The organism is Enterobacter quasimori (genome assembly GCF_018597345.1).
Lineage (GTDB): Bacteria > Pseudomonadota > Gammaproteobacteria > Enterobacterales > Enterobacteriaceae > Enterobacter > Enterobacter mori.
Genome location: NZ_JAHEVU010000005.1, coordinates 247,509 through 271,018 on the forward strand (window position 1 = coordinate 247,509; position 23,510 = coordinate 271,018).

23 protein-coding genes are annotated in these 23,510 nt (G+C 54.7%); 8 read left to right on the forward strand and 15 right to left on the reverse strand.

Annotated elements, in window-relative coordinates; all coding sequences use genetic code 11:
- Positions 1–35: 35 nt before the first annotated feature.
- From atpA to asnC, 10 genes are all read right to left on the reverse strand, one after another.
- Positions 36–1,577: a F0F1 ATP synthase subunit alpha gene (gene atpA, locus KK102_RS19260; RefSeq protein WP_010426588.1), complete on the reverse strand. Its 1,542-nt coding sequence runs from the start codon at positions 1,575–1,577 to the stop codon at positions 36–38.
- A gap of 12 nt (positions 1,578–1,589) precedes the next feature.
- On the reverse strand, positions 1,590–2,123 hold the full coding sequence (atpH, locus tag KK102_RS19265) for a F0F1 ATP synthase subunit delta (RefSeq protein ID WP_126545791.1): 534 nt from the start codon (positions 2,121–2,123) through the stop codon (positions 1,590–1,592).
- A 14-nt stretch (positions 2,124–2,137) separates the two neighbouring features.
- Complete coding sequence (gene atpF, locus KK102_RS19270; RefSeq protein ID WP_003862370.1) at positions 2,138–2,608, reverse strand: F0F1 ATP synthase subunit B; 471 nt, start codon at positions 2,606–2,608, stop codon at positions 2,138–2,140.
- Positions 2,609–2,656: 48 nt separating this feature from the next.
- Positions 2,657–2,896, reverse strand: coding sequence for a F0F1 ATP synthase subunit C (gene atpE, locus KK102_RS19275; RefSeq protein WP_000429386.1), 240 nt, complete (start codon positions 2,894–2,896; stop codon positions 2,657–2,659).
- 49 nt (positions 2,897–2,945) lie between these two features.
- A complete protein-coding gene (gene atpB / locus KK102_RS19280; RefSeq protein ID WP_008500193.1) occupies positions 2,946–3,761 on the reverse strand; it encodes a F0F1 ATP synthase subunit A in 816 nt (271 codons plus the stop codon).
- Positions 3,762–3,769: 8 nt separating this feature from the next.
- Positions 3,770–4,150, reverse strand: coding sequence for a F0F1 ATP synthase subunit I (gene atpI / locus KK102_RS19285; protein WP_008500194.1), 381 nt, complete (start codon positions 4,148–4,150; stop codon positions 3,770–3,772).
- Positions 4,151–4,766: 616 nt separating this feature from the next.
- On the reverse strand, positions 4,767–5,390 hold the full coding sequence (gene rsmG / locus KK102_RS19290; protein ID WP_126545793.1) for a 16S rRNA (guanine(527)-N(7))-methyltransferase RsmG: 624 nt from the start codon (positions 5,388–5,390) through the stop codon (positions 4,767–4,769).
- Between the two features lie 106 nt (positions 5,391–5,496).
- On the reverse strand, positions 5,497–7,386 hold the full coding sequence (mnmG, locus tag KK102_RS19295) for a tRNA uridine-5-carboxymethylaminomethyl(34) synthesis enzyme MnmG (RefSeq protein ID WP_126545794.1): 1,890 nt from the start codon (positions 7,384–7,386) through the stop codon (positions 5,497–5,499).
- 374 nt (positions 7,387–7,760) lie between these two features.
- Positions 7,761–8,210 (reverse strand): FMN-binding protein MioC, encoded by a 450-nt coding sequence (gene mioC / locus KK102_RS19300; protein WP_126545795.1) that lies wholly within the window; start codon positions 8,208–8,210, stop codon positions 7,761–7,763.
- Positions 8,211–8,300: 90 nt separating this feature from the next.
- Positions 8,301–8,759 carry a transcriptional regulator AsnC gene (gene asnC, locus KK102_RS19305; RefSeq protein WP_008500198.1) on the reverse strand — a complete coding sequence of 153 codons (459 nt, stop codon included), beginning with the start codon at positions 8,757–8,759 and terminating at the stop codon, positions 8,301–8,303.
- 151 nt (positions 8,760–8,910) lie between these two features.
- Here asnC and asnA point away from each other — a divergent pair, with 151 nt between their 5' ends.
- Entirely contained in the window at positions 8,911–9,903 is a 993-nt protein-coding gene (gene asnA, locus KK102_RS19310) for an aspartate--ammonia ligase (RefSeq protein WP_126545796.1), read from the forward strand.
- Here asnA and viaA read toward each other — a convergent pair whose 3' ends face one another.
- Both viaA and ravA read right to left on the reverse strand, forming a co-directional pair.
- Positions 9,904–11,355 carry an ATPase RavA stimulator ViaA gene (viaA, locus tag KK102_RS19315; protein ID WP_126545797.1) on the reverse strand — a complete coding sequence of 484 codons (1,452 nt, stop codon included), beginning with the start codon at positions 11,353–11,355 and terminating at the stop codon, positions 9,904–9,906.
- The gene (gene ravA / locus KK102_RS19320) at positions 11,349–12,845 is read right to left on the reverse strand and encodes an ATPase RavA (RefSeq protein ID WP_126545798.1); all 1,497 of its coding nucleotides are present in this window, start codon (positions 12,843–12,845) and stop codon (positions 11,349–11,351) included. The genes viaA and ravA overlap by 7 nt, the downstream gene beginning before the upstream one ends.
- A 223-nt stretch (positions 12,846–13,068) precedes the next feature.
- On the opposite strand from ravA, the gene kup reads away from it, so the two are divergent.
- From kup to rbsR, 7 genes are all read left to right on the forward strand, one after another.
- The gene (gene kup / locus KK102_RS19325; protein WP_126545799.1) at positions 13,069–14,937 is read left to right on the forward strand and encodes a low affinity potassium transporter Kup; all 1,869 of its coding nucleotides are present in this window, start codon (positions 13,069–13,071) and stop codon (positions 14,935–14,937) included.
- A 216-nt stretch (positions 14,938–15,153) separates the two neighbouring features.
- Positions 15,154–15,573, forward strand: coding sequence for a D-ribose pyranase (gene rbsD / locus KK102_RS19330; RefSeq protein ID WP_126545800.1), 420 nt, complete (start codon positions 15,154–15,156; stop codon positions 15,571–15,573).
- A 7-nt stretch (positions 15,574–15,580) separates the two neighbouring features.
- The gene (gene rbsA, locus KK102_RS19335) at positions 15,581–17,086 is read left to right on the forward strand and encodes a ribose ABC transporter ATP-binding protein RbsA (RefSeq protein WP_126545801.1); all 1,506 of its coding nucleotides are present in this window, start codon (positions 15,581–15,583) and stop codon (positions 17,084–17,086) included.
- 4 nt (positions 17,087–17,090) lie between these two features.
- On the forward strand, positions 17,091–18,056 hold the full coding sequence (rbsC, locus tag KK102_RS19340; protein ID WP_063202193.1) for a ribose ABC transporter permease: 966 nt from the start codon (positions 17,091–17,093) through the stop codon (positions 18,054–18,056).
- Between the two features lie 27 nt (positions 18,057–18,083).
- Positions 18,084–18,974: a ribose ABC transporter substrate-binding protein RbsB gene (rbsB, locus tag KK102_RS19345; protein ID WP_010426610.1), complete on the forward strand. Its 891-nt coding sequence runs from the start codon at positions 18,084–18,086 to the stop codon at positions 18,972–18,974.
- A 106-nt stretch (positions 18,975–19,080) separates the two neighbouring features.
- Complete coding sequence (gene rbsK, locus KK102_RS19350) at positions 19,081–20,010, forward strand: ribokinase (protein WP_216358244.1); 930 nt, start codon at positions 19,081–19,083, stop codon at positions 20,008–20,010.
- A 3-nt stretch (positions 20,011–20,013) separates the two neighbouring features.
- Positions 20,014–21,006 (forward strand): ribose operon transcriptional repressor RbsR, encoded by a 993-nt coding sequence (gene rbsR, locus KK102_RS19355; RefSeq protein ID WP_126545803.1) that lies wholly within the window; start codon positions 20,014–20,016, stop codon positions 21,004–21,006.
- On the opposite strand, the gene mdtD is transcribed toward rbsR, so the two are convergent.
- From mdtD to KK102_RS19370, 3 genes are all read right to left on the reverse strand, one after another.
- Positions 20,972–22,405, reverse strand: coding sequence for a multidrug transporter subunit MdtD (gene mdtD, locus KK102_RS19360; RefSeq protein WP_216358241.1), 1,434 nt, complete (start codon positions 22,403–22,405; stop codon positions 20,972–20,974). The genes rbsR and mdtD overlap by 35 nt on opposite strands.
- The gene (locus KK102_RS19365) at positions 22,402–23,109 is read right to left on the reverse strand and encodes a FadR/GntR family transcriptional regulator (protein ID WP_010426614.1); all 708 of its coding nucleotides are present in this window, start codon (positions 23,107–23,109) and stop codon (positions 22,402–22,404) included. Before KK102_RS19365 ends, mdtD begins: the two co-directional genes overlap by 4 nt.
- Before the next feature lie 170 nt (positions 23,110–23,279).
- A partial coding sequence (locus KK102_RS19370; RefSeq protein ID WP_133551188.1) for a hypothetical protein occupies positions 23,280–23,510 on the reverse strand: 231 nt, incomplete at its 5' end.

Genomic DNA, 23,510 nt, shown 5'->3' on the forward strand with positions numbered 1-23,510 from the left:
CCAGGCGGCTTGTCGTGAGACAAGCCGCCGGACGATTACCAGGACTGGGTTGCTTTGAAGGAATCGAGGATAGCTTTCAGCTTGCCTTCGATTTCGTCGTTATAGCCACCGGTCTGGTTGATCTCTTGCATCAGCGGAGCGTGATCACGGTCGACGTAAGCCAGCAGAGCGGCTTCGAAGCTACCGATTTTCGCCAGTTCCACATCTTCGAGGTAACCGCGTTCAGCCGCGAACAGCACCAGGCCCTGCTGAGCAACAGACATTGGCGCGTACTGTTTCTGCTTCAGCAGCTCGGTCACTTTCTGACCGTGGCTCAGCTGTTTACGGGTTGCTTCGTCCAGATCGGATGCGAACTGAGAGAACGCAGCCAGTTCACGATACTGTGCCAGTGCGGTACGGATACCACCGGACAGTTTCTTGATGATCTTGGTCTGAGCAGCACCACCAACACGGGATACGGAGATACCCGGGTTAACTGCCGGACGAATACCGGAGTTAAACAGGTTGGTTTCCAGGAAGATCTGACCATCGGTAATGGAGATTACGTTGGTCGGAACGAACGCAGAAACGTCACCCGCCTGGGTTTCAATGATCGGCAGAGCCGTCAGAGAGCCCGTTTGACCCTTCACTTCACCTTTGGTGAAGTTCTCGACGTATTCCGCGTTAACGCGGGAAGCACGCTCCAGCAGACGAGAGTGGAGGTAGAATACGTCGCCCGGGAATGCTTCACGTCCAGGTGGACGACGGAGCAGCAGGGAAACCTGACGATAAGCAACAGCCTGTTTAGACAGGTCATCGTATACGATCAGCGCATCTTCACCGCGGTCACGGAAGTATTCGCCCATTGCGCAACCGGCGTATGGCGCCAGGTATTGCAGTGCAGCAGATTCAGACGCAGTTGCTACCACAACGATGGTGTTAGCCAGCGCGCCGTGCTCTTCCAGTTTACGAACCACGTTGGAAATGGTGGACGCTTTCTGGCCGATAGCCACGTACACACATTTGATGCCGGAATCACGCTGGTTGATGATGGCGTCGATTGCCATCGCGGTTTTACCGGTCTGACGGTCACCGATGATCAGTTCACGCTGACCACGACCGATTGGGATCATGGCATCAACGGACTTATAACCCGTCTGAACAGGCTGATCTACGGACTGACGGTCGATAACGCCCGGGGCGATAACTTCGATTGGGGAGAAGCCATCGTGCTCAACCGGACCTTTACCGTCGATTGGCGCACCCAGGGTGTTAACAACGCGACCCAGCAGGCCACGGCCAACCGGCACTTCCAGAATACGGCCAGTACACTTAACCTTCATGCCTTCGGCGAGGTCAGCGTATGGACCCATCACAACTGCACCTACGGAGTCGCGCTCCAGGTTCAGTGCGATAGCGTAACGGTTACCCGGCAGGGAAATCATCTCACCCTGCATACAATCGGCCAGGCCGTGGATGCGGATAACACCGTCACTTACAGAAACAATAGTACCTTCGTTGTGAGCTTCACTCACAACATTGAACTGAGCAATGCGCTGCTTGATCAGTTCGCTGATTTCGGTGGAATTCAGTTGCATGCTCCAGTCCCCTTAAGACTGCAAGACGTCTGCAAGGCGCTCAAGACGGCCGCGTACGCTGCCATCAATGACCATATCACCCGAGCGGATGATTACGCCTGCCATTACAGACTTATCGATTTTGCAATTCAGCTTAACTTTGCGTGACAGACGTTTTTCCATCGCGGCGGTGATTTTCGCAAGCTGTTCGGTACTCAGTTCAGTCGCCGAAGTCACTTCGACTTCGGCAGTAGCTTCACTCAGCGCACGTAAGTGCTCAAACTGCTCGAGAACATCCGGGAGCACACGGAGACGACCATTTTCAGCCATAACCTTAATCAGGTTCTGGCCATTGGCATCCAGTTGCTCTCCGCACACGGCGATAAACGACGCGGCGAGGGTATCAGGCGCTAATGCACCAGACAGCAACTCGGCCATTTGTTCGTTTTTCGTCACCTCAGCGGCAAACGCCAGCATATTCTGCCAGCGATCGACATTTTGGTGTTCGACAGCAAAGTCAAAAGCTGCTTTGGCGTAGGGGCGAGCTACCGTAACAAATTCAGACATCAGCCCCTCCCTCCTTACAGTTCAGCGACAAGTTTGTCCACGATGTCGCTGTTAGCAGCTTCATCCACGGAACGTTCGATGATCTTCTCGGCGCCAGCAACAGCCAGAATCGCAACCTGCTTACGCAGTTCTTCACGAGCACGTTTACGCTCAGCTTCAATTTCAGCCTGAGCCTGTGTCACGATCTTAGTACGTTCCTGTTCTGCTTCAGCTTTGGCTTCGTCCAGGATCTGAGAACGGCGTTTGTTAGCCTGTTCAATGATTACCTGAGCTTCAGCTTTCGCTTTTTTCAGCTGGTCTGTCGCGTTGGCCTGTGCAAGGTCCAAATCTTTCTTAGCGCGTTCTGCGGAAGCCAGACCGTCAGCAATTTCTTTCTGACGTTTTTCGATGGCAGCCATTAAAGGCGGCCATACATACTTCATGCAGAACCAGACAAAGAGAATAAACGCGATGGCCTGGCCGAGGATTGTTGCGTTCATGTTCACAGCACAATACCTCTTTAATTTCTGTGGCTTGGGGTTTTAATACTACTACTACGCGACAGCAAACATCACGTACAGACCCAGACCTACAGCGATCATTGGGATTGCATCCACCAGACCCATAACGATAAAGAACTGAGTACGCAGCAGAGGAATCAGATCAGGTTGACGCGCTGCGCCTTCCAGGAATTTGCCCCCGAGGATGCCGATACCGATCGCAGCACCGATAGCCGCCAGACCCATCATCACAGCGGCAGCCATGTACAGCAGATCCATATTCAGGTTTTCCATGACAGTCTCCAGTTTGTTTCAATTAAAACGTAGTAGTGTTGGTAAAAAATCAGTGCTCTTCAGACGCCATCGACAGATAGACGATCGTCAGAACCATGAAGATAAAGGCTTGCAGCGTAATGATCAGGATGTGGAAAATGGCCCACGGCACATTCAGAACCCACTGTGACCACCACGGCAGAAGACCCGCGATCAGAATGAAAATCAGCTCACCCGCATACATGTTGCCGAACAGTCGCAGACCCAGTGAAACAGGTTTGGACAGCAGGCTAACGCCTTCCAGGATCAGGTTGACCGGAATAAACGCCCAGTGGTTGAACGGCTGCAAGGTAAGCTCTTTCACAAAGCCGCTTACGCCTTTCATTTTGATGCTGTAGAAAAGAATCAGGATAAACACGCCCAGCGCCATCGACAGGGTGATGTTCACGTCCGCAGACGGTACAACACGCAGTGCAGGCAGGCCGAAGATGTGCTCGCCGATGAACGGCAGCAGATCGATTGGCAGCAGGTCCATCAGGTTCATCAGGAAGACCCAGACGAACACGGTCAGGGCCAGCGGAGCAATCAGCTTGCTCTTGCCATGGTACATGTCTTTGACGCTGCCATGGACGAAGCCGATGATCATTTCGATGAAGGTCTGGAATTTCCCTGGTACACCGCTGGTCGCTCGTTTAGCAACACCGCGGAACATGGCCAGGAACAGAAGACCCAAAACCACCGAGAAGAACATGGAGTCGATGTTGATCGTCCAGAAGGTGGCCGGGGGGTTATGTGGATCCACCAGCGAGAATGTACGCAGGTCCAGCTGAAGGTTATTCAGATGGTGACCTATGTAATCCTGCGGCGTCATATTTTCTGAAGCCATGATGCCTTTTACCCTTTGTTATTGATTACAGCTGGAGCCAGAACTTGTACCACCAGCACCAAAACCCACGTTGCTATCAGCGGCATGAAGACCACTTTCAAAACCGCCAGCGCCATCACCAGTAGAGCAAAGGTCAGCAACACCTTACACACTTCGCCGAGGGCGAAGGACCAGGCCACGCGGCCTTTGGCAGGTGTATGCGCCTGATGACGCCAGGCAAAAATCATAAACAACACGTTTGGCAGCACAACCGCCAAACCCCCGCACACGGCGGAGATGCCCCAGAAGGGGTCTTTGAGGCTAAACAGCAGTCCACTTGCTATCACAGCCAGAAACTGAATGAACAGAAGCTTACGAGCAACGTTTCTACTCAAGAGCGACACAGACATCACGTTTTTACTCCTGCTCCCTTCGAGGTATGCCGCGTGTCGTATAAAACGTCCTTTAAGGCTCAGAGTCAAGCATCAAAAAGCGGTCAAATTATACGGTGCGTACCCGTGATTTCAAACATTAAGTAGCGAAAAGGTGAATAAATGTTTAAATATTTTTCCCCACCGCTGTTTTTCAACTTTTGTCGTCCGCGTTGACCTTCTGGCAAAACTGCAAACAGCACGAAAACGTTGGCGAGAAAGCGTGCACGAGATCACAAAATACACATTTACGATAAGGTTGTATTTATCAAAGTCGTAAATCCGATTATTTCATCCTTTTGAAATTAAAGATAAAATATCGCAACTATTTTCAAAACAACCCTGTATACAACAAAAACCTTTTATTGACATTCTTAATAAAAATTTAACATTGATGTCTTGTTGCCACTTTTCACTTTTAGCAGCCTGATATTTTCGCAGTTGATTATCTTAACGATGAACAATAACCACAACGTTAACTACAAGAAAATCCATGGTAACAACAAGGTTAAATTTAACTCAGAATAATCCCCGGAAATGCGCTGCTTTTTAACACAGTAAGAACAGCACAAATTCCCAATTTTTTATTTAATTTTTAAAAATTGTTTGGCTTAAGAATCACCAGATGACGCTCACCTTCAAGGTGCGGGACCTGTAATTTTTCAATTGATTCCACGGCAATACCTTCCGGGAGGTGCTCAATTTCGTCCTCAGGGACGAGTCCTTTCAGGGCATAAAAACGCCCTTCCTTCGCAGGCAGATGCTTGCACCAGCTCACCATATCGTTGAGCGAGGCAAAGGCACGGCTAATCACCCCATCAAACGGTGGCTCTGCCGGGAACGCTTCTACCCTGCTCTGGACGGGAGTGATGTTTTCAAGCTTCAGCTCGTGCTGAACCTGGCGCAAGAAGCGAATACGCTTTCCAAGGCTGTCCAGCAGTGTGAAATGGCTCTCAGGACGAACAATCGACAGCGGAACGCCCGGTAAACCAGGTCCCGTACCCACGTCGATAAAGCGCTCCCCCTTCAGATACGGCGCCACCACGATGCTATCGAGAATATGGCGTATCAGCATCTCGTTGGGATCGCGCACTGACGTCAGGTTGTACGCTTTGTTCCATTTGTTCAGCATATCGACATAGGCCACCAGCTGGTTTTTCTGGTGATCGGTGAGCGAAATACCTGCTTCATCCAGCAGACGAGAGAGTTTGTTGAGCACGGTGAATACCTGTTAGAGACTTAAGTGGCGGGTGGCGCTTCGCTTACCCGCCCTACGGAGTTCAGTAGGCCCGGTAAGCGCAGCGCCACCGGGCAATTTCAAGACATTACGCGCTGCGGCGCAGCATGCCCTGCTTTTTCAGCCACACCAGCAGAATCGAAATCGCGGCAGGTGTGACGCCGGAGATACGGGAAGCCTGGCCGATCGACACAGGTTTGTGATCGTTCAGCTTAGCGATCACTTCGTTGGAAAGGCCCGTTACCTGGCGGTAGTCCAGCATTTCCGGCAGCAGCGTGTTTTCGTTGCGCTGCTGTTTTTCGATCTCATCCTGCTGACGCGCGATGTAACCTTCGTACTTCACCTGGATTTCAACCTGCTCCGCCGCTTCAGCGTCTTCCAGGCCCGGCGCGAACGCGGTCAGTTTGACCAGGTTCTCGTAGGTGATTTCAGGACGGCGCAGCAGATCTTCCCCGCTGGCTTCACGCGACAGCGGTGCTGTTAAGTGAGCATTCACTTCGGCAGCGGTTTCCGCCTGCGGATTCACCCAGGTGGTTTTCAGACGCTGACGTTCCTGCTCAATTCGCTCCAGCTTCTCGTTGAAGCGCGCCCAGCGTTCGTCATCCACCAGACCCAGCTCGCGGCCCATTTCGGTCAAACGCAGGTCGGCGTTGTCTTCGCGCAGCATCAGGCGATATTCCGCGCGAGAGGTAAACATGCGGTACGGTTCTTTGGTACCCAGCGTGCAGAGATCGTCAACCAGCACGCCCAGATACGCCTGGGAACGCCCCGGTGCCCAGCCCTCTTTCTCGGCAGAGAAGCGGGCTGCGTTCAGACCGGCAAGCAGACCCTGCGCTGCGGCTTCTTCGTAGCCGGTCGTGCCGTTAATCTGGCCTGCGAAGAACAGACCCTGGATGAACTTGCTTTCCAGGGTGGGCTTCAGGTCACGCGGATCGAAGAAATCGTACTCAATAGCGTAGCCAGGGCGAACAATTTTTGCGTTCTCCATGCCTTGCATTGAGCGAACAATTTGCATCTGTACATCGAACGGCAGGCTGGTGGAGATACCGTTCGGGTAAATTTCATTTGAGGTCAGCCCTTCCGGCTCCAGGAAGATCTGGTGCTGGTTACGATCGGCAAAGCGCATCACCTTGTCTTCGATCGACGGGCAGTAGCGCGGGCCGATCCCTTCGATCACGCCAGCATACATTGGGCTACGATCGAGGTTATTGCGGATCACGTCATGGGTTTTCTCGTTGGTGTGCGTGATGTAGCACGGTACCTGCTGCGGATGCTGAGCCGCATTGCCCATGAACGAGAAGACCGGCATTGGGTTATCACCGTGCTGTTGTGCCAGCACGCTGAAATCAATGGTCCGCGCGTCAATACGCGGCGGCGTACCGGTTTTCAGGCGGCTAACGCGCAGCGGCAGTTCACGCAGACGGCGAGACAATGGAATAGACGGCGGATCGCCAGCGCGGCCACCGCTGTAGTTATCCAGGCCGATATGAATTTTACCGTCCAGGAATGTCCCCACGGTTAACACCACGGCTTTGGCGCGGAACTTGAGACCCATCTGGGTTACCGCGCCCACGACGCGATCGTTCTCAACGATAAGATCTTCAACCGCCTGCTGGAAGATCATCAGGTTCGGCTGGTTCTCGAGAGCGGTACGCACCGCCTGACGGTAAAGTACGCGGTCTGCCTGCGCACGGGTCGCCCGAACAGCGGGGCCTTTGCTCGCGTTTAGTATCCTAAACTGGATGCCTGCATGATCGATCGCTTTCGCCATCAGGCCGCCAAGTGCATCCACTTCTTTTACCAGGTGTCCTTTCCCAATGCCGCCAATCGCCGGATTACAGGACATTTGTCCCAGCGTGTCGATATTGTGTGTCAAAAGCAGGGTCTGCTGACCCATTCGCGCTGCGGCCATTGCGGCCTCAGTGCCTGCGTGACCCCCGCCAATGATGATGACGTCAAAAGGATCCTGATAAAACATGGTGGTCTGCCTCGCGTAAAGCGGTATGAAAATGGATTGAAGCCCGGGCCGTGGATTCTACTCAACTTTAGTCTTTCGAGGAAGCATTGGGATCCTGGGCTATTAAAAAGAAGATCTTTTTATTTAGAGATCTGTTCTATTGTGATCTCTTATTAGGATCGCGAACCCGTGTGGATAAGTCCGATCTCATAAAGAAGATCATGCAGTTAGAAAGGATCGTTTGCTGTGAATGATCGGTGATCCTGGACCGTATAAGCTGGGATCAGATCGCGACTTTATACACAGGCCAAAAACGGCGCTACGGTTGTTCTTTGGATAACTACGGGTTAATACGAGCTTTTAACCAGAGTTATCCACATCTGTTCGCGCGATCTTTAATCGTTTTTGAGTAAATTTTTCCATTCCGCGAGCCAGATCTCGGCTGGATCCTCCGGAATGTCATGATCGAGGATGTTGATCTTGAGCGTTTCACCCAGCTGTTTTGCTCCGCAGGAGGTCACAGCGGCTTCAACTTTCTCTATTGCACCGCAGAAAGTGTCATATTCACGACTGCCGATCCCCACTGCACCAAAACGGACGTTTGACAGGTCAGGCTGTTGTTCCAGCAGTTCGTCATATAAAGGTTGCAGGTTATCCGGGAGATCGCCCGCGCCGTGCGTGGAGGTAATCAGCAGCCAGACCCCGTCAGACGGGAGATCTTCCAGCAACGGCCCGTGCAGGGTTTCTGTCGAAAAGCCTGCATCTTCCAGCTTCTCAGCCAGATGTTCCGCCACGTATTCCGCACCGCCAAGGGTGCTGCCGCTGATAAGGGTAATGTCCGCCATTGATCGCTCGCTCAGATAAAGAGGCGATCATTGTACGCTGTGAGCGAGCTGGGATCTACCTGTGGAAAATGTGGGTATGAGTTTGCCCGATCAGGGGCGGATGGTACGCATGATCGGGTTTTGCAGGGAGATCAGCGTCTCGGTGGACTGAATTTCATCGATTGTTTGGATCTTGTTGATAAGTACCTGCTGGAGCGCGTCGATGGATCGGCACATGACTTTAATAAAGATGCTGTAGTGCCCGGTGGTGTAGTACGCCTCGGTGACTTCATCCAGCGCGTTCAGCTTCGCCAGCGCGGAAGGGTAGTCTTTTGCGCTTTTAAGAATGATGCCGATGAAGCAGCAGACGTCGTAACCCAGCTGCTTTGGGCTGACATCGATGCGCGCGCCGGTAATGATCCCCGCCTGCTTCATCTTCTCTACACGAACGTGAATCGTCCCAGGGCTGACGCCAAATTGTTTCGCCAGTTCGGCGTAGGCGGTGCGTGCATTGGCCATTAAGGCCTCCAGGATGCCGCGGTCCAGATTGTCGATCTGATAATTTTCCATAGCTTTTTCTTATGAAGATTAATGAATCACTCTATTCTAGCGTCATATTTTAACGAATCAAAAGTGAAGTGGGCTTTTTGTTGGTGGGTTATTGAGTTATAGGCCGATTCTGTTGCTTAATCATTACCAACAGGACGCAGGAGTATAAATAATGAAAACCGCTTACATCGCAAAACAACGCCAGATCAGTTTCGTTAAATCCCATTTTTCCCGCCAGCTGGAAGATAAACTTGGACTAATTGAAGTCCAGGCGCCGATTCTGAGCCGCGTGGGTGACGGGACCCAGGATAACTTGTCTGGATGCGAAAAAGCGGTACAGGTGAAAGTGAAAACGCTGCCAGACGCCCAGTTCGAGGTGGTTCATTCTCTGGCGAAGTGGAAGCGTCAAACTCTGGGGCAACACGACTTCAGCGCGGGCGAAGGGCTTTACACGCACATGAAAGCCCTTCGTCCCGATGAAGACCGCCTCACCCCAATTCACTCCGTCTACGTAGACCAGTGGGACTGGGAGCGCGTGATGGGGGACGGCGAGCGTCACGTCGGTACGCTGAAATCTACCGTTGAAGCGATCTACGCCGGGATCAAAGCCACCGAAGCGGCAGTGAGCAAAGAGTTTGGTCTGGCACCGTTCCTGCCGGAAACGATCCACTTTGTTCACAGTCAGGAATTGCTGACCCGTTTCCCGGGTCTGGATGCCAAAGGTCGTGAACGTGCGATTGCTAAAGAGTTAGGTGCCGTATTCCTGATCGGGATCGGCGGGAAATTGTCTGACGGCAAACGTCACGACGTCCGTGCGCCAGACTATGACGACTGGAGCACTGCAGGTGAATCTGAATTTGCCGGTCTGAACGGCGATATTCTGGTCTGGAACCCGGTTCTGGAAGACGCATTCGAGCTCTCTTCGATGGGGATCCGCGTGGATGCGGAGGCACTGAAACGCCAACTGGCCGTTACTGGTGATGAAGATCGCCTCAAATTAGAGTGGCACCAGGCGCTGCTGCGCGGTGAAATGCCGCAGACCATCGGCGGCGGTATCGGCCAGTCCCGTCTGACCATGCTGCTGCTTCAACTGCCGCATATCGGTCAGGTGCAGTGTGGCGTTTGGCCGCAGCAGGTACGCGAAAGCGTCGGCTCTCTTCTGTAATTAACGCCGCCAGCGCCTGAGCAGGCGGCTACGCAACCCGGTATCAAAGCGCCAGATATGATCGAAGATGCGCATGATGCCGGGTTTTCCATGCGCGGACATCGCGACGGCATGGAACCGGTGCTGATGTACCCGCTGTAACTCCTTCACTTTATTCACCACGTCATCCGGCAGCCGCTGGGCAATAAAATCGGAAATTACCACCGCGTCGGCGTCGTACCAGTCGCCGCCCTGCATACGCTCCACAATGCTGCGAAAGCAGCTGGCCAGATCGGTGCCGCCGCGAAAACGCTGGCTCAGGAAGCGGATTGCCTGCTCGATCCCCTGCTGGTTCGTCAGCTCATAGCCCACGACTTCGCTGGAGAAGAGCATGATGAAGCAGCGACGGCGATCGGCGAGCGCCACGCGCATCAGCGCCAGACAGAACGCTTTTGCACACTGCTCGTTAAAACCGCCCATCGATCCGGACGTATCCACGCAAACGATGAAGGGTCCGCGCGGCTGTTCGTCAAAGTCCTGATGAACCACTGGACGCTGGCTTACCTTCTCGCGCCAGGATTCCCCATGCAGTCGATAGGTGAGGAGCTGCTTTTCCACCAGCCGACGATAGAACTCATATTCCAGCTCGGTCATCCCCAGCGTGCTTAGCTCGGTCGGCAGCAGGCGTAAGATGTCGTCGCTTTGCTGCAATCCATCCACCTGCTCCGGTACGGTGGCCGGTTCACGCACCAGGGTGCGGAAGGTTTCCATCGGGGCGTCTTTCTTTGGAACCGACTTTGCCTCCCTTGAGCGTCCCAGCTGTTCCGCAAGCTTCATCAGCTCGGGCTGCTGCGTCAGAAAATCGCCGTACTTGACGATCAGCTGATAGTCCCCGCGCTTCAGCTGCCCGGCACTCATGTCCCAGAGACGTCCGGCGGCGTTTTCATTTTCGACCAGCACCTCTTCAAGCTGGCCGCTCAGCGTCATACGCTCCTGAACTTCGCTAAGCAGCTGTTCGCGCTCTTCATCCAGCAGCTGCTGGTTAAGGGTTGTGGCCTGAACGACCAGGCTCAGCCGCCAGCGCTGTAAAAACAGGGTATGCAGCGCCGGGGTAACGGTGGCGTTATCCGTAACCAGCGCCCGCGCCTGGCTGGCAAACGGAGAGTGGACTTTATCAAGCAGCGTAAGGGTTTGCGGAAGCTGGACGATAAACTGCGGTGTCGACAGCCGTTGGCACTGCTGATAGCTGGCGACCTCCTCCGTCAATTCAGGCGGAACTTCCGTCTCCTTAAACCGCTGGCGAAGGTTATCGCGCCAGCGCGGGAGATCGTCGGTCATCGCCTTTTTGAGCTTCGGAAATTTTTCAAAGAAGGCTGCCAGCTGCGGCGAAGCCAGAAGGGTTATGACCACCTCTTCGATCAACCCTTCCTCGCTGACGGCCAGCATGACGTTAAGCGTATCCAGGGTTAGCATTGACGCGCCTGTTTGATCTGCGCGCTGACGTCCTGCAGGCTGGCTTCGATACGACCTAACCAGTCGCTATGAATAAAGAGACATTTTTGCTGCTCGCTGAAGCGGGTGTGCTGCTGGTGCCATTCCGTATCCAGCGCTTCCAGCTGCTGCTTGATCTCTTCCGGCACGCTATCCGAAGCGGTGCCCGGTAGCGCCAGACGCGATCCCTGCAGGCTGACGTCGCGGATCACCAGATGCTGGCTGCTGTCCACTTCCATCGTCAGCGGCTGGGCAAAACCAATACCGTTAAGCTTGCCGCGGATCTCACCGCCCTTATCGAGCCACTGCGCCAGCGTTTCGCGCTCAATCGTAATGTGGACCACCTGCATATCGTGCAGTTTGAGCGGCTGCTGGAGCAGCAGCGTGAGCGTTGTACCAGTCAGATCGGCAGGAAGCTCATAGTGCGGTTTGCGGGCGAACATGCCTCCAAGGCGATTCACTTTCAGGGCGGTTTTATCACTTTGCTGCTGCTGAAGCTGGATGCGCCGCTGGGCAATGGCCCCCAGCTGGTTGAGCATCGCCTGCTGTCCCCAGGCGTGTCCGGTCATCAAAACGTCAAGCTGCTGCTGCATGAGGTTCATGCCTTCCGCGTCGTGCCACAGGCAATCTTTCAGCAGGATGAGATCGATCGGCGCAACGGCATCACGACCGCTAAACAAGGCGCTGGCCTGCAACAGACGGATCGCTTTTTTCCAGCGACGGTCAGAGACGTAAGGTGCAGCAGGCAGTAAATCAAGCTGTTGGCGCAGCATGAAGATCAGCTCGAAGACCGCGTCGGGCAGGGTGATTTTGCCGATATCCTGTTGCCACTGGTGATACTCCTCATCGGTGACCTGCAGCGAAGCAGAGACCGGATTTTCGTTCTCATCCTGCTGGCTTATCAACAGGGAGCGGAAATTTGATTTATCCTGCACCTTGTCCAGCCACAGGCGGATCAACATGCGGTCATACAGCGCTTCCAGGCTGCTATCGGCTTCAGGCAGTTCGTTGGAGGCCGCCACCAGCAGGCGCATCGGGATTTTCTCTTCGCTGGCGCCGTTGCGGAACCGACGTTCGTTAATCGCCGTCAGCAGGGTATTCAGAATCGCCGGGCCGGCTTTCCAGATCTCATCAAGAAAGACAATTTCAGCCTCTGGCAGATACCCTGCCGTCAAACGCTCATAGCGCCCTTCATCTTTCAGCGCCTGAATGGAGAGCGGGCCAAACACTTCTTCGGGGGTGGAAAAGCGGGTCATGAGATATTCGAAGGCGCGGGCGTTCTGAAACGCAAATTTGAGCCTGCGGGCGATCAGGCTTTTGGCAATGCCCGGTGGACCTAGCAGAAATACGCTTTCACCGCTCAACGCCGCCAGTAAACAGAGGCGAATGGCGTGGCTACGCTCGAAAAGGCCTTTCTCCAGCGCGCTGCTGAGGCGGGAAATTCTTTCTGCTAATAAGTGTGAGTGAGCCATAATAGTTTTTGCATCCTTTCGCCGTCGTGGCGGCCAATTGAAGCGAGTATAGACGTTTCGGTCAGGGCTGGTAATAGACTGAAGTGCGGCGCTATTTTCTTTGCGCTACATTAACGCGGTTGCATTTAGGGGTACGATTTTGTAGTGAATCGTGCATACTGTGCGCTTTTTGTGGGCCAAGGGACTAAGCACACATTTGTTATTTAAACGAAAAGACTAGTCTATGAGCACTGATAATAAGCAATCATTACCCGCAATAACGCTTGCGGCGATCGGGGTTGTCTACGGTGATATTGGTACCAGCCCGCTTTATACGCTTCGTGAATGTCTGTCCGGTCAGTTTGGCTTTGGTGTTGAACGCGACGCCGTGTTTGGCTTCCTGTCACTCATCTTCTGGCTGCTGATCCTTGTGGTTTCTGTTAAATATCTCTCCTTCGTGATGCGCGCAGATAACGCGGGTGAAGGCGGGATCCTGACGCTGATGTCACTTGCCGGGCGCAATACGTCCGCCAGAATGACGTCCGTGCTGGTCATTATTGGCCTGATTGGCGGCAGCTTCTTCTACGGGGAAGTGGTGATAACGCCCGCTATTTCGGTGCTCTCGGCGATAGAGGGGCTTGAAATTATCGCGCCACAGCTCGAAGCCTGGGTGGTTCCGCTGGCCATTATCGTTCTGACGCTGCTGTTCGTTATTCAAAAGCACGGTACCGGGCTGGTGGGGAAGTTATTCGCTCCCATTATGCTGGCCTGGTTCCTGATCCTCGCGGCGCTTGGTTTACGCAGTATTATTGCCAACCCGGACGTGCTGCATGCGCTGAACCCTTACTGGGCGGTGCATTTCTTCCTCGAATATAAAGTGGTTTCCTTCGTGGCGCTGGGGGCGGTCGTGCTCTCCATCACCGGCGTTGAAGCGCTGTATGCAGACATGGGGCACTTCGGGAAACTGCCTATCCGCGTGGCATGGTTTATTGTGGTACTGCCGTCGCTGGTGCTGAACTACTTCGGCCAGGGCGCGCTGTTGCTCAAAAATCCGGAAGCGATAAAGAACCCGTTCTTCCTGCTGGCGCCGGACTGGGCGCTGGTGCCGATGCTGATCCTGGCGACGCTGGCGACCGTCATTGCTTCTCAGGCGGTGATTTCCGGCGTGTTTTCTCTGACGCGCCAGGCGGTACGTCTGGGTTATCTCTCACCGATGCGTATCATCCATACCTCGGAGATGGAGTCTGGCCAAATCTACATTCCTTTCATTAACTGGCTGCTCTATTTCGCTGTTGTCATTGTTATCGTCAGCTTCGAGCACTCCAGCAACCTGGCGGCGGCGTACGGTATTGCCGTAACCGGTACGATGGTGCTGACCTCGATTCTCTCCACCACGGTGGCGTACCGTAACTGGCACTGGAATAAGTTCCTCGTAGCGATGATCCTCGTGGGATTCCTGTGCATCGACGTGCCGCTGTTCTCTGCGAACCTCGACAAGATTGTGTCCGGTGGCTGGCTGCCGCTGACGCTGGGTCTGGTGATGTTCATTGTCATGACCACCTGGAAAAGCGAGCGCTTCCGCCTGCTGCGCCGCATGCACGAGCACGGGAATTCTCTGGAGGCGATGATCGCTTCTCTGGAGAAATCTCCGCCGGTCCGCGTGCCGGGTACCGCGGTATACATGTCTCGCGCCCTGAACGTCATCCCGTTCGCGCTGATGCATAACCTCAAGCACAACAAAGTGCTGCATGAGCGCGTGATCCTGCTGACGCTGCGCACCGAAGATGCGCCGTATGTCCACAACGTGCGCCGCGTGCAGATTGAGCAACTGTCGCCGACTTTCTGGCGCGTGGTGGCAAGCTACGGCTGGCGTGAAACGCCAAACGTGGAGGAGGTGTTCCACCGCTGCGGTCTGGAAGGGCTGAGCTGCCGGATGATGGAGACGTCGTTCTTTATGTCGCACGAGTCGCTGATCATCGGCAAACGCCCATGGTATCTGCGCCTGCGCGGCAAGCTGTACCTTATCCTGCAGCGTAACGCCCTGCGCGCGCCTGACCAGTTTGAGATCCCGCCTAACCGCGTGATTGAGCTGGGAACGCAGGTCGAGATCTAATCCCTACTGAAAATGCCGGGTGGCGCTTCGCTTACCCGGCCTACCGAACCTGTAGGCCCGCGCAAGCAAAGCGCCGCCGGGCAATTTATCCCCTCCACATTTCACTTAGCGAAACGTTTCGACGTCGATCACAAATCTGTTACGTCATGATGGTTTTCTGAACACTCTTGCGTCTACACTACTTTTAGCGAAACGTTTCGCTAGTGGAGCAAGAAAATGAAGAAAGGCACGGTTCTCAACTCAGAAATCTCATCGGTTATTTCCCGTCTTGGGCATACCGATACGCTGGTAGTTTGCGATGCAGGCTTACCGGTTCCGCGCGGCACAACCCGTATCGATATGGCGTTAACGCAGGGCGTTCCTTCGTTTATGCAGGTACTGGAAGTCGTGACGGCGGAGATGCAGGTTGAGGCGGCCATTCTCGCGGCGGAAATCAAACAACATAATCCGCAACTCCACGAAACGTTGCTCAGCCACATTGAGCAGCTGCAACAACACCAGGGAAACACCATAGAAATTCGTTACACGACGCACGAACAGTTCAAACAACAAACCGCAGACAGTCAGGCGGTGATTCGCAGCGGGGAGTGTTCCCCGTATGCGAATATCATTCTCTGTGCTGGCGTCACCTTCTGAGGCCATCATGGACGCATTACTGCAACTCAAAGGGATCGATAAGTCGTTCCCGGGCGTAAAAGCGCTCTCCGGCGCGGCGCTGAACGTCTACTCTGGGCGCGTCATGGCGCTGGTGGGCGAAAACGGCGCCGGCAAATCCACCATGATGAAAGTGCTGACCGGTATCTACCAACGCGATGCCGGTTCACTCCTTTGGTTGGGTAAAGAGACCACCTTCAATGGCCCGAAATCCTCTCAGGAAGCGGGCATCGGTATTATTCACCAGGAGCTGAACCTCATCCCTCAGCTCACCATTGCGGAAAACATCTTCCTTGGCCGCGAGTTTGTTAACCGGTTCGGTAAAATCGACTGGAAAACCATGTATGCCGAAGCGGACAAGCTGCTGGCGAAGCTGAACCTGCGCTTTAAGAGCGACCGCCTGGTCGGCGATCTCTCGATTGGCGATCAGCAGATGGTGGAAATCGCGAAGGTGCTGAGCTTTGAGTCGAAGGTCATCATTATGGATGAACCGACCGACGCCCTGACCGATACCGAAACCGAATCCCTGTTCCGCGTTATCCGCGAGCTGAAATCGCAGGGGCGCGGGATTGTCTATATCTCTCACCGTATGAAAGAGATCTTCGAAATCTGCGATGACGTCACCGTTTTCCGCGACGGGCAGTTTATTGCCGAGCGCGAAGTGGCCACGCTGACCGAAGATACGCTCATCGAAATGATGGTGGGACGTAAGCTGGAAGATCAGTACCCGCATCTGGATAAAGCGCCGGGTGAGATCCGCCTGAAAGTGGACAACCTCTGCGGTCCGGGCGTGAACGACGTCACCTTTACCCTGCGCCAGGGCGAGATCCTGGGCGTAGCGGGCCTGATGGGTGCCGGACGTACCGAGCTGATGAAAGTGTTGTACGGCGCACTGCCGCGCACCAGCGGTTATGTCACCCTCGACGGCCATGAAGTGGTCACCCGCTCTCCGCAGGATGGTCTGGCGAACGGCATCGTCTATATCTCCGAAGACCGCAAGCGCGACGGCTTAGTGCTGGGCATGTCGGTAAAAGAGAACATGTCCCTCACCGCGCTGCGCTATTTCAGCCACAGCGGCGGCAGCCTGAAGCATAAAGACGAGCAGCAGGCGGTGAGCGATTTTATCCGCCTCTTTAACGTCAAAACCCCGTCGATGGAGCAGGCGATTGGCCTGTTGTCCGGCGGGAATCAGCAGAAAGTGGCGATTGCGCGCGGGCTGATGACGCGTCCGAAAGTGTTGATCCTCGACGAGCCAACCCGCGGCGTAGACGTGGGCGCGAAGAAAGAGATCTATCAGCTGATTAACCAGTTTAAGGCCGACGGTCTGAGCATCATTCTGGTCTCTTCCGAGATGCCAGAAGTATTAGGCATGAGCGATCGCATTATCGTCATGCATGAAGGGCATCTCGGCGGTGAATTCACTCGCGAGCAGGCCACCCAGGAAGTTCTGATGGCTGCCGCTGTGGGCAAGCTTAATCGCGTGAATCAGGAGTAAGAAGATGACTACCCAGGCTGTTTCTGGTCGCCGCTATTTTACAAAGGCGTGGCTGATGGAGCAAAAATCGCTGATTGCCCTGCTGGTGCTGATCGCGATTGTGTCGACCATGAGCCCGAATTTCTTCACCGTTAATAACCTGTTCAATATTCTGCAGCAGACGTCGGTGAACGCCATTATGGCGGTCGGCATGACGCTGGTGATTCTGACCTCGGGTATCGATCTGTCCGTCGGTTCCCTTCTGGCGCTCACCGGTGCGATCGCCGCTTCAATTGTAGGGATTGAGGTCAATGCGCTGGTGGCCGTTGCGGCTGCCCTGGCGGCTGGCGCGGCGATTGGTGCCGTCACCGGCGTAATTGTGGCAAAAGGCCGCGTTCAGGCGTTCATCGCGACGCTGGTGATGATGCTGCTGCTGCGCGGTGTGACTATGGTGTATACCAACGGCAGCCCCGTTAATACCGGCTTTACCGAGAATGCCGATCTGTTTGGCTGGTTCGGTATCGGTCGCCCGCTGGGTGTTCCTACCCCGGTCTGGATCATGGCAATCGTCTTCCTGGCGGCGTGGTACATGCTGCATCACACCCGTCTGGGCCGTTATATCTATGCGCTGGGCGGTAACGAAGCGGCAACGCGCCTGTCCGGTATCAGCGTTAATAAAGTCAAAATTATCGTTTATTCCCTGTGCGGTCTGCTGGCGTCACTGGCAGGCATCATCGAAGTGGCGCGCCTCTCCTCCGCGCAGCCGACGGCGGGTACGGGGTATGAGCTGGATGCCATTGCGGCAGTGGTTCTGGGCGGTACGAGTCTTGCGGGAGGTAAAGGTCGCATTGTTGGGACATTGATCGGCGCACTGATTCTTGGTTTCCTGAATAATGGTTTGAATTTGTTAGGTGTTTCCTCCTATTACCAGATGATCGTTAAGGCAGTGGTGATTTTGCTGGCGGTACTGGTAGACAACAAAAAACAGTAACTGACGACACTACAGGACATCTTAGATATGAACATGAAAAAACTGGCTACCCTGGTTTCTGCTGTCGCGCTGAGCGCAACCGTAAGTGCTAACGCCATGGCGAAAGACACCATCGCGCTGGTTGTCTCTACCCTGAACAACCCGTTCTTCGTCTCCCTGAAGGACGGTGCGCAGAAAGAAGCGGACAAGCTGGGCTACAACCTGGTGGTGCTGGATTCACAGAACAACCCGGCGAAAGAGCTGGCTAACGTTCAGGACTTAACCGTTCGTGGTACCAAAATTCTGCTGATCAACCCAACCGATTCCGACGCCGTCGGCAACGCCGTGAAGATGGCAAACCAGGCGAAAATTCCGGTGATCACCCTGGACCGTCAGGCAACGAAAGGCGAAGTCGTGAGCCACATTGCGTCTGATAACGTGCTGGGCGGCAAAATCGCCGGTGACTACATCGCGAAGAAAGCCGGTGAAGGCGCGAAAGTTATCGAACTGCAGGGCATTGCCGGTACGTCCGCAGCCCGCGAGCGTGGTGAAGGCTTCCAGCAGGCGGTGGCTGCACACAAATTCAACGTGCTGGCGAGCCAGCCGGCTGACTTCGACCGTACTAAAGGTCTGAACGTTATGCAGAACCTGCTGACTGCTCATCCTGACGTGCAGGCGGTATTCGCGCAGAACGACGAAATGGCGCTGGGCGCGCTGCGTGCCCTGCAGACCGCAGGTAAATCTGATGTGATGGTTGTCGGATTTGACGGCACGCCGGATGGTGAAAAAGCAGTAAATGATGGCAAACTGGCTGCGACCATCGCTCAGCTGCCTGAGCAGATTGGCGCGACTGGCGTTGAAACTGCCGACAAAGTGCTGAAGGGCGAAAAAGTTCAGGCTAAATACCCTGTTGACCTGAAACTGGTTATCAAGCAGTAAAAGGCGAATCAGGCCGTCACTGGCGGCCTGAGGGACACCAATAAAGAAAAGTGTGGCATACGCCACCGGGTAACACCGGTGGCGCTCTCAGATGGACAACCCAACCATGAAAACCGCAGGCAACCTCGTCGTCCTTGGCAGTATCAATGCCGATCACATTCTTAACCTTGAATCGTTCCCTGCACCGGGCGAAACCGTCACCGGCAATCAGTATCAGGTCGCGTTCGGCGGTAAAGGGGCAAACCAGGCCGTCGCTGCCGGTCGCAGCGGGGCGAATATTGCGTTTATCGCCTGCACGGGTGATGACGATACCGGCGAGCGCGTACGCAAGCAGCTGGCGAGCGACAACATCGATATCGCACCGGTCAGCGTTGTTGCAGGGGAATCTACCGGCGTGGCGCTGATTTTCGTCAACGCAGAAGGTGAGAATGTCATCGGTATTCATGCTGGCGCTAACGCAGCGCTGACGACGGAGCGCGTGGAAGCGCAACGTGCAATCATTGGCGGCGCCGAGGCCCTGCTGATGCAGCTGGAGTCGCCGGTTGAAAGCGTGCTGGCCGCGGCCAAAATTGCGCATGAAAATCATACCACTGTCGTACTTAACCCGGCCCCAGCCCGTGTATTATCAGACGAGCTGCTGGCGCTGGTGGATATCATCACGCCGAACGAAACCGAAGCCGAAAAGCTGACGGGCATTCGCGTAGAAAACGATGACGATGCCGCGACAGCCGCGCGTGCGCTGCACGACAAAGGCATCGGAACCGTGATCATCACCCTGGGCAGCCGTGGGGTATGGGCGAGCGTAAACGGTGAAGGCCGTCGCGTGCCGGGCTTTAAGGTGAAGGCGATTGATACCATTGCAGCGGGAGACACCTTCAATGGTGCACTGGTGACCGCGCTGCTGGAAGGCAAGAGTATGGATGATGCGATCCGCTTCGCGCATGCGGCTGCCGCGATTGCGGTGACGCGCAAGGGCGCTCAGCCTTCCGTTCCGTGGCGTAAAGAGATCGATGAATTCTTAAGTCAGCAGGGGTAACGCTTGGCTACAATGAAAGATGTCGCCCGCCTGGCGGGCGTTTCTACCTCGACGGTCTCTCACGTCATCAATAACGATCGCTTCGTCAGCGAGGCGATCCGGGAAAAAGTCGACGCGGCGATAAAAGAACTCAACTATGCGCCGTCGGCGCTGGCGCGCAGCCTCAAGCTTAACCAGACGCGCACCATCGGTATGCTGATCACTGCCAGTACCAACCCTTTTTATTCTGAACTTGTGCGCGGCGTGGAGCGCAGCTGCTTCGAGCGTGGCTACAGCCTGGTGCTGTGCAATACCGAAGGCGATGAGCAGCGCATGAACCGCAACCTGGAAACGCTGATGCAAAAACGCGTCGACGGGCTACTGCTGCTTTGTACCGAAACGCACCAGCCCTCGAAAGAGATCATCCAGCGTTATCCTTCTATCCCAACGGTGATGATGGACTGGGCACCGTTCGACGGCACCAGCGATCTGATTCAGGATAACTCCCTGCTGGGCGGCGATATGGCGACTCAGTACCTGATTGATAGAGGACACACTCGGATTGCCTGTATTACGGGACCGCTGGATAAAACCCCGGCGCGTTTGCGTCTGGAAGGGTATCTCTCTGCCATGGAACGGGCGGGGCTTGCTATTCCTGATGGCTATCGGATCACCGGTGATTTTGAGTTCAACGGCGGTTTCGAGGCGATGCAGAAACTGCTTGCGCAAAAGCCGCGCCCGCAGGCGGTATTTATCGGCAACGACGCGATGGCGTTTGGCGCCTACCAGGCCTTGTATCAGGCGGGGCTACGCGTGCCGGACGATATGGCGGTGATTGGCTACGACGATATCGAACTGGCCAGCTATATGACGCCACCGCTGACCACCATTCATCAACCAAAAGATGAACTGGGCGAGCTGGCCATCGATGTGTTGATCCACCGGATGGCGCAGCCCACGCTGCAGCAGCAGCGTCTGCAGCTTACTCCTGTTCTGATGGAACGCGGTTCGGTTTAGCTTTCTCTTTGTGGCGCTCTTTAATCAGGTTTCGGCCGTCTTTCGGTTTTAACAGCATAAAGACCAGCGCTGATACCACGGTGAGTGCGCCCATGGTGATAAAGGTATAGTGGAACTGCTCAACGGTATTCGCGCTGTCGAAGCCTTCATAAAATCGCAGCACCGCCGCACTCACGGCAACCCCCAGACTTATCGATAATTGCTGTGTGACGGCCAGTACGCTGTTGCCGCTGCTGGCATTCTCGTCAGTCAGGTCGGCGAGAGTGATGGTGTTCATCGACGTGAACTGCGTCGACATCGCCATCCCCAGCACAAACAGCGGCAGGATCAGCATCCATACCGGCAACGCGGCGGACTGTAATGAGAACTGCGCAATCATCAGACCGATAAACACCGTCACTCCAACCAGCGTTTTACGATAGCCAAACCAGCGCAGCACCTGCGTGACGGTCGACTTTGCCAGGATCGAACCCATCGCCGTGGGGGCCATCATGCAGCCTGCAATCAGGGCCGGGTAGCCGAAACCGACCTGCAGCATCAATGGCATCAGGAACGGTACGCAGCCCGTCCCCAGACGCGAGGCAATGTTTCCCGCGATCCCGACGGAAAACGTTCGGGTGTTAAAGAGCCCCAGGGAGATTAACGGCGTCGGGTGACGGCGCGCGTGACGTATATAAAGAAGGAATAACAGAATACCGCCGAGGATAACGGAGAGCGCTATCCACGTCGCGACGATCTTCTCGCCAACCAACTCCATCCCGCTGGAGAAGAGCACCAGGCTCAGGCCAAACAGGAAAAAGCCGCCCATGTCGAAGCTGCGTCTTGGCGTGGTGAAGTCCGGCATATATTTGCGGGCATAAAACAGGCCCGCCACGCCAATCGGAATATTAATCAGGAAGATCCAGTGCCAGCTCGCCCAGGTGACAAACACCCCGCCGAGTACCGGGCCCAGTATCGGGCCGACAAGACCAGGTATGGTGACGAAATTCAACACCGGGAGTAATTCGCTGCGCGGATAGGCTCGCAATAACGCCAGACGCGCGACGGGCATCATCATCGCGCCGCCGATCCCCTGAAGCACGCGGAAGATAACCAGCTCCGTGAGGGAGGTTGAGAGCGCGCAGGCCAGAGAGCCGAGCGTGAAAAGCGTCACGGCCAGCATGAATATCTTACGGGTGCCGAAACGGTCAGCCAGCCACCCGCTCACGGGGATCAGCATCGCGACCGTCAGGGTGTAACTGATGATAGCGGACTGCATCGCCAGTGGGGAACGGTTGAGGCTTTGGGCTATCGCGGGAAGTGCGGTATTAAGGATAGTGGCATCCAGTGCCTGCATAAAAAACGCCATGGCTGCAATCCACGGCAATCCGGCCATGCTGCGCGCTTTTTTCTTTGTCATTTAGTCACCTGCTGGTGGGTGGGTGCGGCCAGCAATGTCTGACACGCGCTCAGGGCCCGCTGCCCGTCGCTCTCCTGAATGGCGTCTACAATTGCCTGGTGCAGCTCCAGCTTCACCACTTCATCCTGGGTAATAGAGGTAAAGTAAGTGTGATACACCGAATGGAATAATGAAGCAAAGGAGGTCAGGAACGGGTTGGCGCTCATCGTATAAATATGTTCATGCCAGGCCATGTCGACTTCAACCCAGCGTTCGCGGTTAAAGTGTTTTTTCAGGTAGGCCATCTCTGCCATTAAGGTATTAAGCTGGGCTTTTTGTTCGGCTGTTCCGAGCGTGGCGGCAAGCAGACACGCCTGAGGTTCGAGGCTGCTGCGCATCACCAGAAAATGATCGACGACCTGATGGAAATTATCTTCAGTCATCCACCAGGAGAGTAATTCCTGATCGAGGAAGTTCCAGTTAGCCTGAGGCATCACTCGCGTGCCAATGCGCGGACGCGGGAGCACCATGCCTTTTGCCGTTAACGTTTTCACAGCTTCGCGAACGGCTGTGCGGCTAACCCCAAACTGTTCCCCCAGTTCAATTTCGCCCGGCAGGATGCTACCCGGGGCATATTTACCCGCTAAAATCAGCTGAGCCAGCTTCTCTGCCAGTACATATGACAGGTTTTTTTGGGCTGCCAGCTGTTGTGCGCTTAAGGGCATCGCTTTTATTCCTTAATGATTCATGCTGATAAGTATGCCACCTCGGGTGTGATTGTGGTTGCAGATACATCAAATAGAACAATTTGTAGCTTGATTTCACCGTTGTTGGTGAAAAAAAGCGCGGACGGAAACTTTTTTTAAATTTCCCCTTGTCACATCAGAATAACTCCCTATAATGCGCCTCCACTGACACGGAACAACGGCACACACGCCGCCGGGTCAGCAGAGAAAAGCGAAAATAAACGCTTGACTCTGAAGCGGGAAAGCGTAATATGCACACCCCGCGCCGCTGCGAAAAGCGAAGCGGCACTGCTCTTTAACAATTTATCAGACAATCTGTGTGGGCACTCAAAGTGACATGGATTCTTAATGTCTTCGGACAATAAATGAATACCAAGTCT

Bases quoted from the DNA above. Each gene is read 5' to 3' on its own strand.
- atpA (WP_010426588.1), bottom strand. From the start codon at position 1,577: ATGCAACTGAATTCCACCGAAATCAGCGAACTGATCAAGCAGCGCATT.
- atpH (WP_126545791.1), bottom strand. From the start codon at position 2,123: ATGTCTGAATTTGTTACGGTAGCTCGCCCCTACGCCAAAGCAGCTTTT.
- atpE (WP_000429386.1), bottom strand. From the start codon at position 2,896: ATGGAAAACCTGAATATGGATCTGCTGTACATGGCTGCCGCTGTGATG.
- atpB (WP_008500193.1), bottom strand. From the start codon at position 3,761: ATGGCTTCAGAAAATATGACGCCGCAGGATTACATAGGTCACCATCTG.
- atpI (WP_008500194.1), bottom strand. From the start codon at position 4,150: ATGTCTGTGTCGCTCTTGAGTAGAAACGTTGCTCGTAAGCTTCTGTTC.
- mnmG (WP_126545794.1), bottom strand. From the start codon at position 7,386: ATGTTTTATCAGGATCCTTTTGACGTCATCATCATTGGCGGGGGTCAC.
- mioC (WP_126545795.1), bottom strand. From the start codon at position 8,210: ATGGCGGACATTACCCTTATCAGCGGCAGCACCCTTGGCGGTGCGGAA.
- asnC (WP_008500198.1), bottom strand. From the start codon at position 8,759: ATGGAAAATTATCAGATCGACAATCTGGACCGCGGCATCCTGGAGGCC.
- asnA (WP_126545796.1), top strand. From the start codon at position 8,911: ATGAAAACCGCTTACATCGCAAAACAACGCCAGATCAGTTTCGTTAAA.
- viaA (WP_126545797.1), bottom strand. From the start codon at position 11,355: ATGCTAACCCTGGATACGCTTAACGTCATGCTGGCCGTCAGCGAGGAA.
- ravA (WP_126545798.1), bottom strand. From the start codon at position 12,845: ATGGCTCACTCACACTTATTAGCAGAAAGAATTTCCCGCCTCAGCAGC.
- kup (WP_126545799.1), top strand. From the start codon at position 13,069: ATGAGCACTGATAATAAGCAATCATTACCCGCAATAACGCTTGCGGCG.
- rbsD (WP_126545800.1), top strand. From the start codon at position 15,154: ATGAAGAAAGGCACGGTTCTCAACTCAGAAATCTCATCGGTTATTTCC.
- rbsA (WP_126545801.1), top strand. From the start codon at position 15,581: ATGGACGCATTACTGCAACTCAAAGGGATCGATAAGTCGTTCCCGGGC.
- rbsC (WP_063202193.1), top strand. From the start codon at position 17,091: ATGACTACCCAGGCTGTTTCTGGTCGCCGCTATTTTACAAAGGCGTGG.
- rbsB (WP_010426610.1), top strand. From the start codon at position 18,084: ATGAACATGAAAAAACTGGCTACCCTGGTTTCTGCTGTCGCGCTGAGC.
- rbsK (WP_216358244.1), top strand. From the start codon at position 19,081: ATGAAAACCGCAGGCAACCTCGTCGTCCTTGGCAGTATCAATGCCGAT.
- mdtD (WP_216358241.1), bottom strand. From the start codon at position 22,405: ATGACAAAGAAAAAAGCGCGCAGCATGGCCGGATTGCCGTGGATTGCA.
- KK102_RS19365 (WP_010426614.1), bottom strand. From the start codon at position 23,109: ATGCCCTTAAGCGCACAACAGCTGGCAGCCCAAAAAAACCTGTCATAT.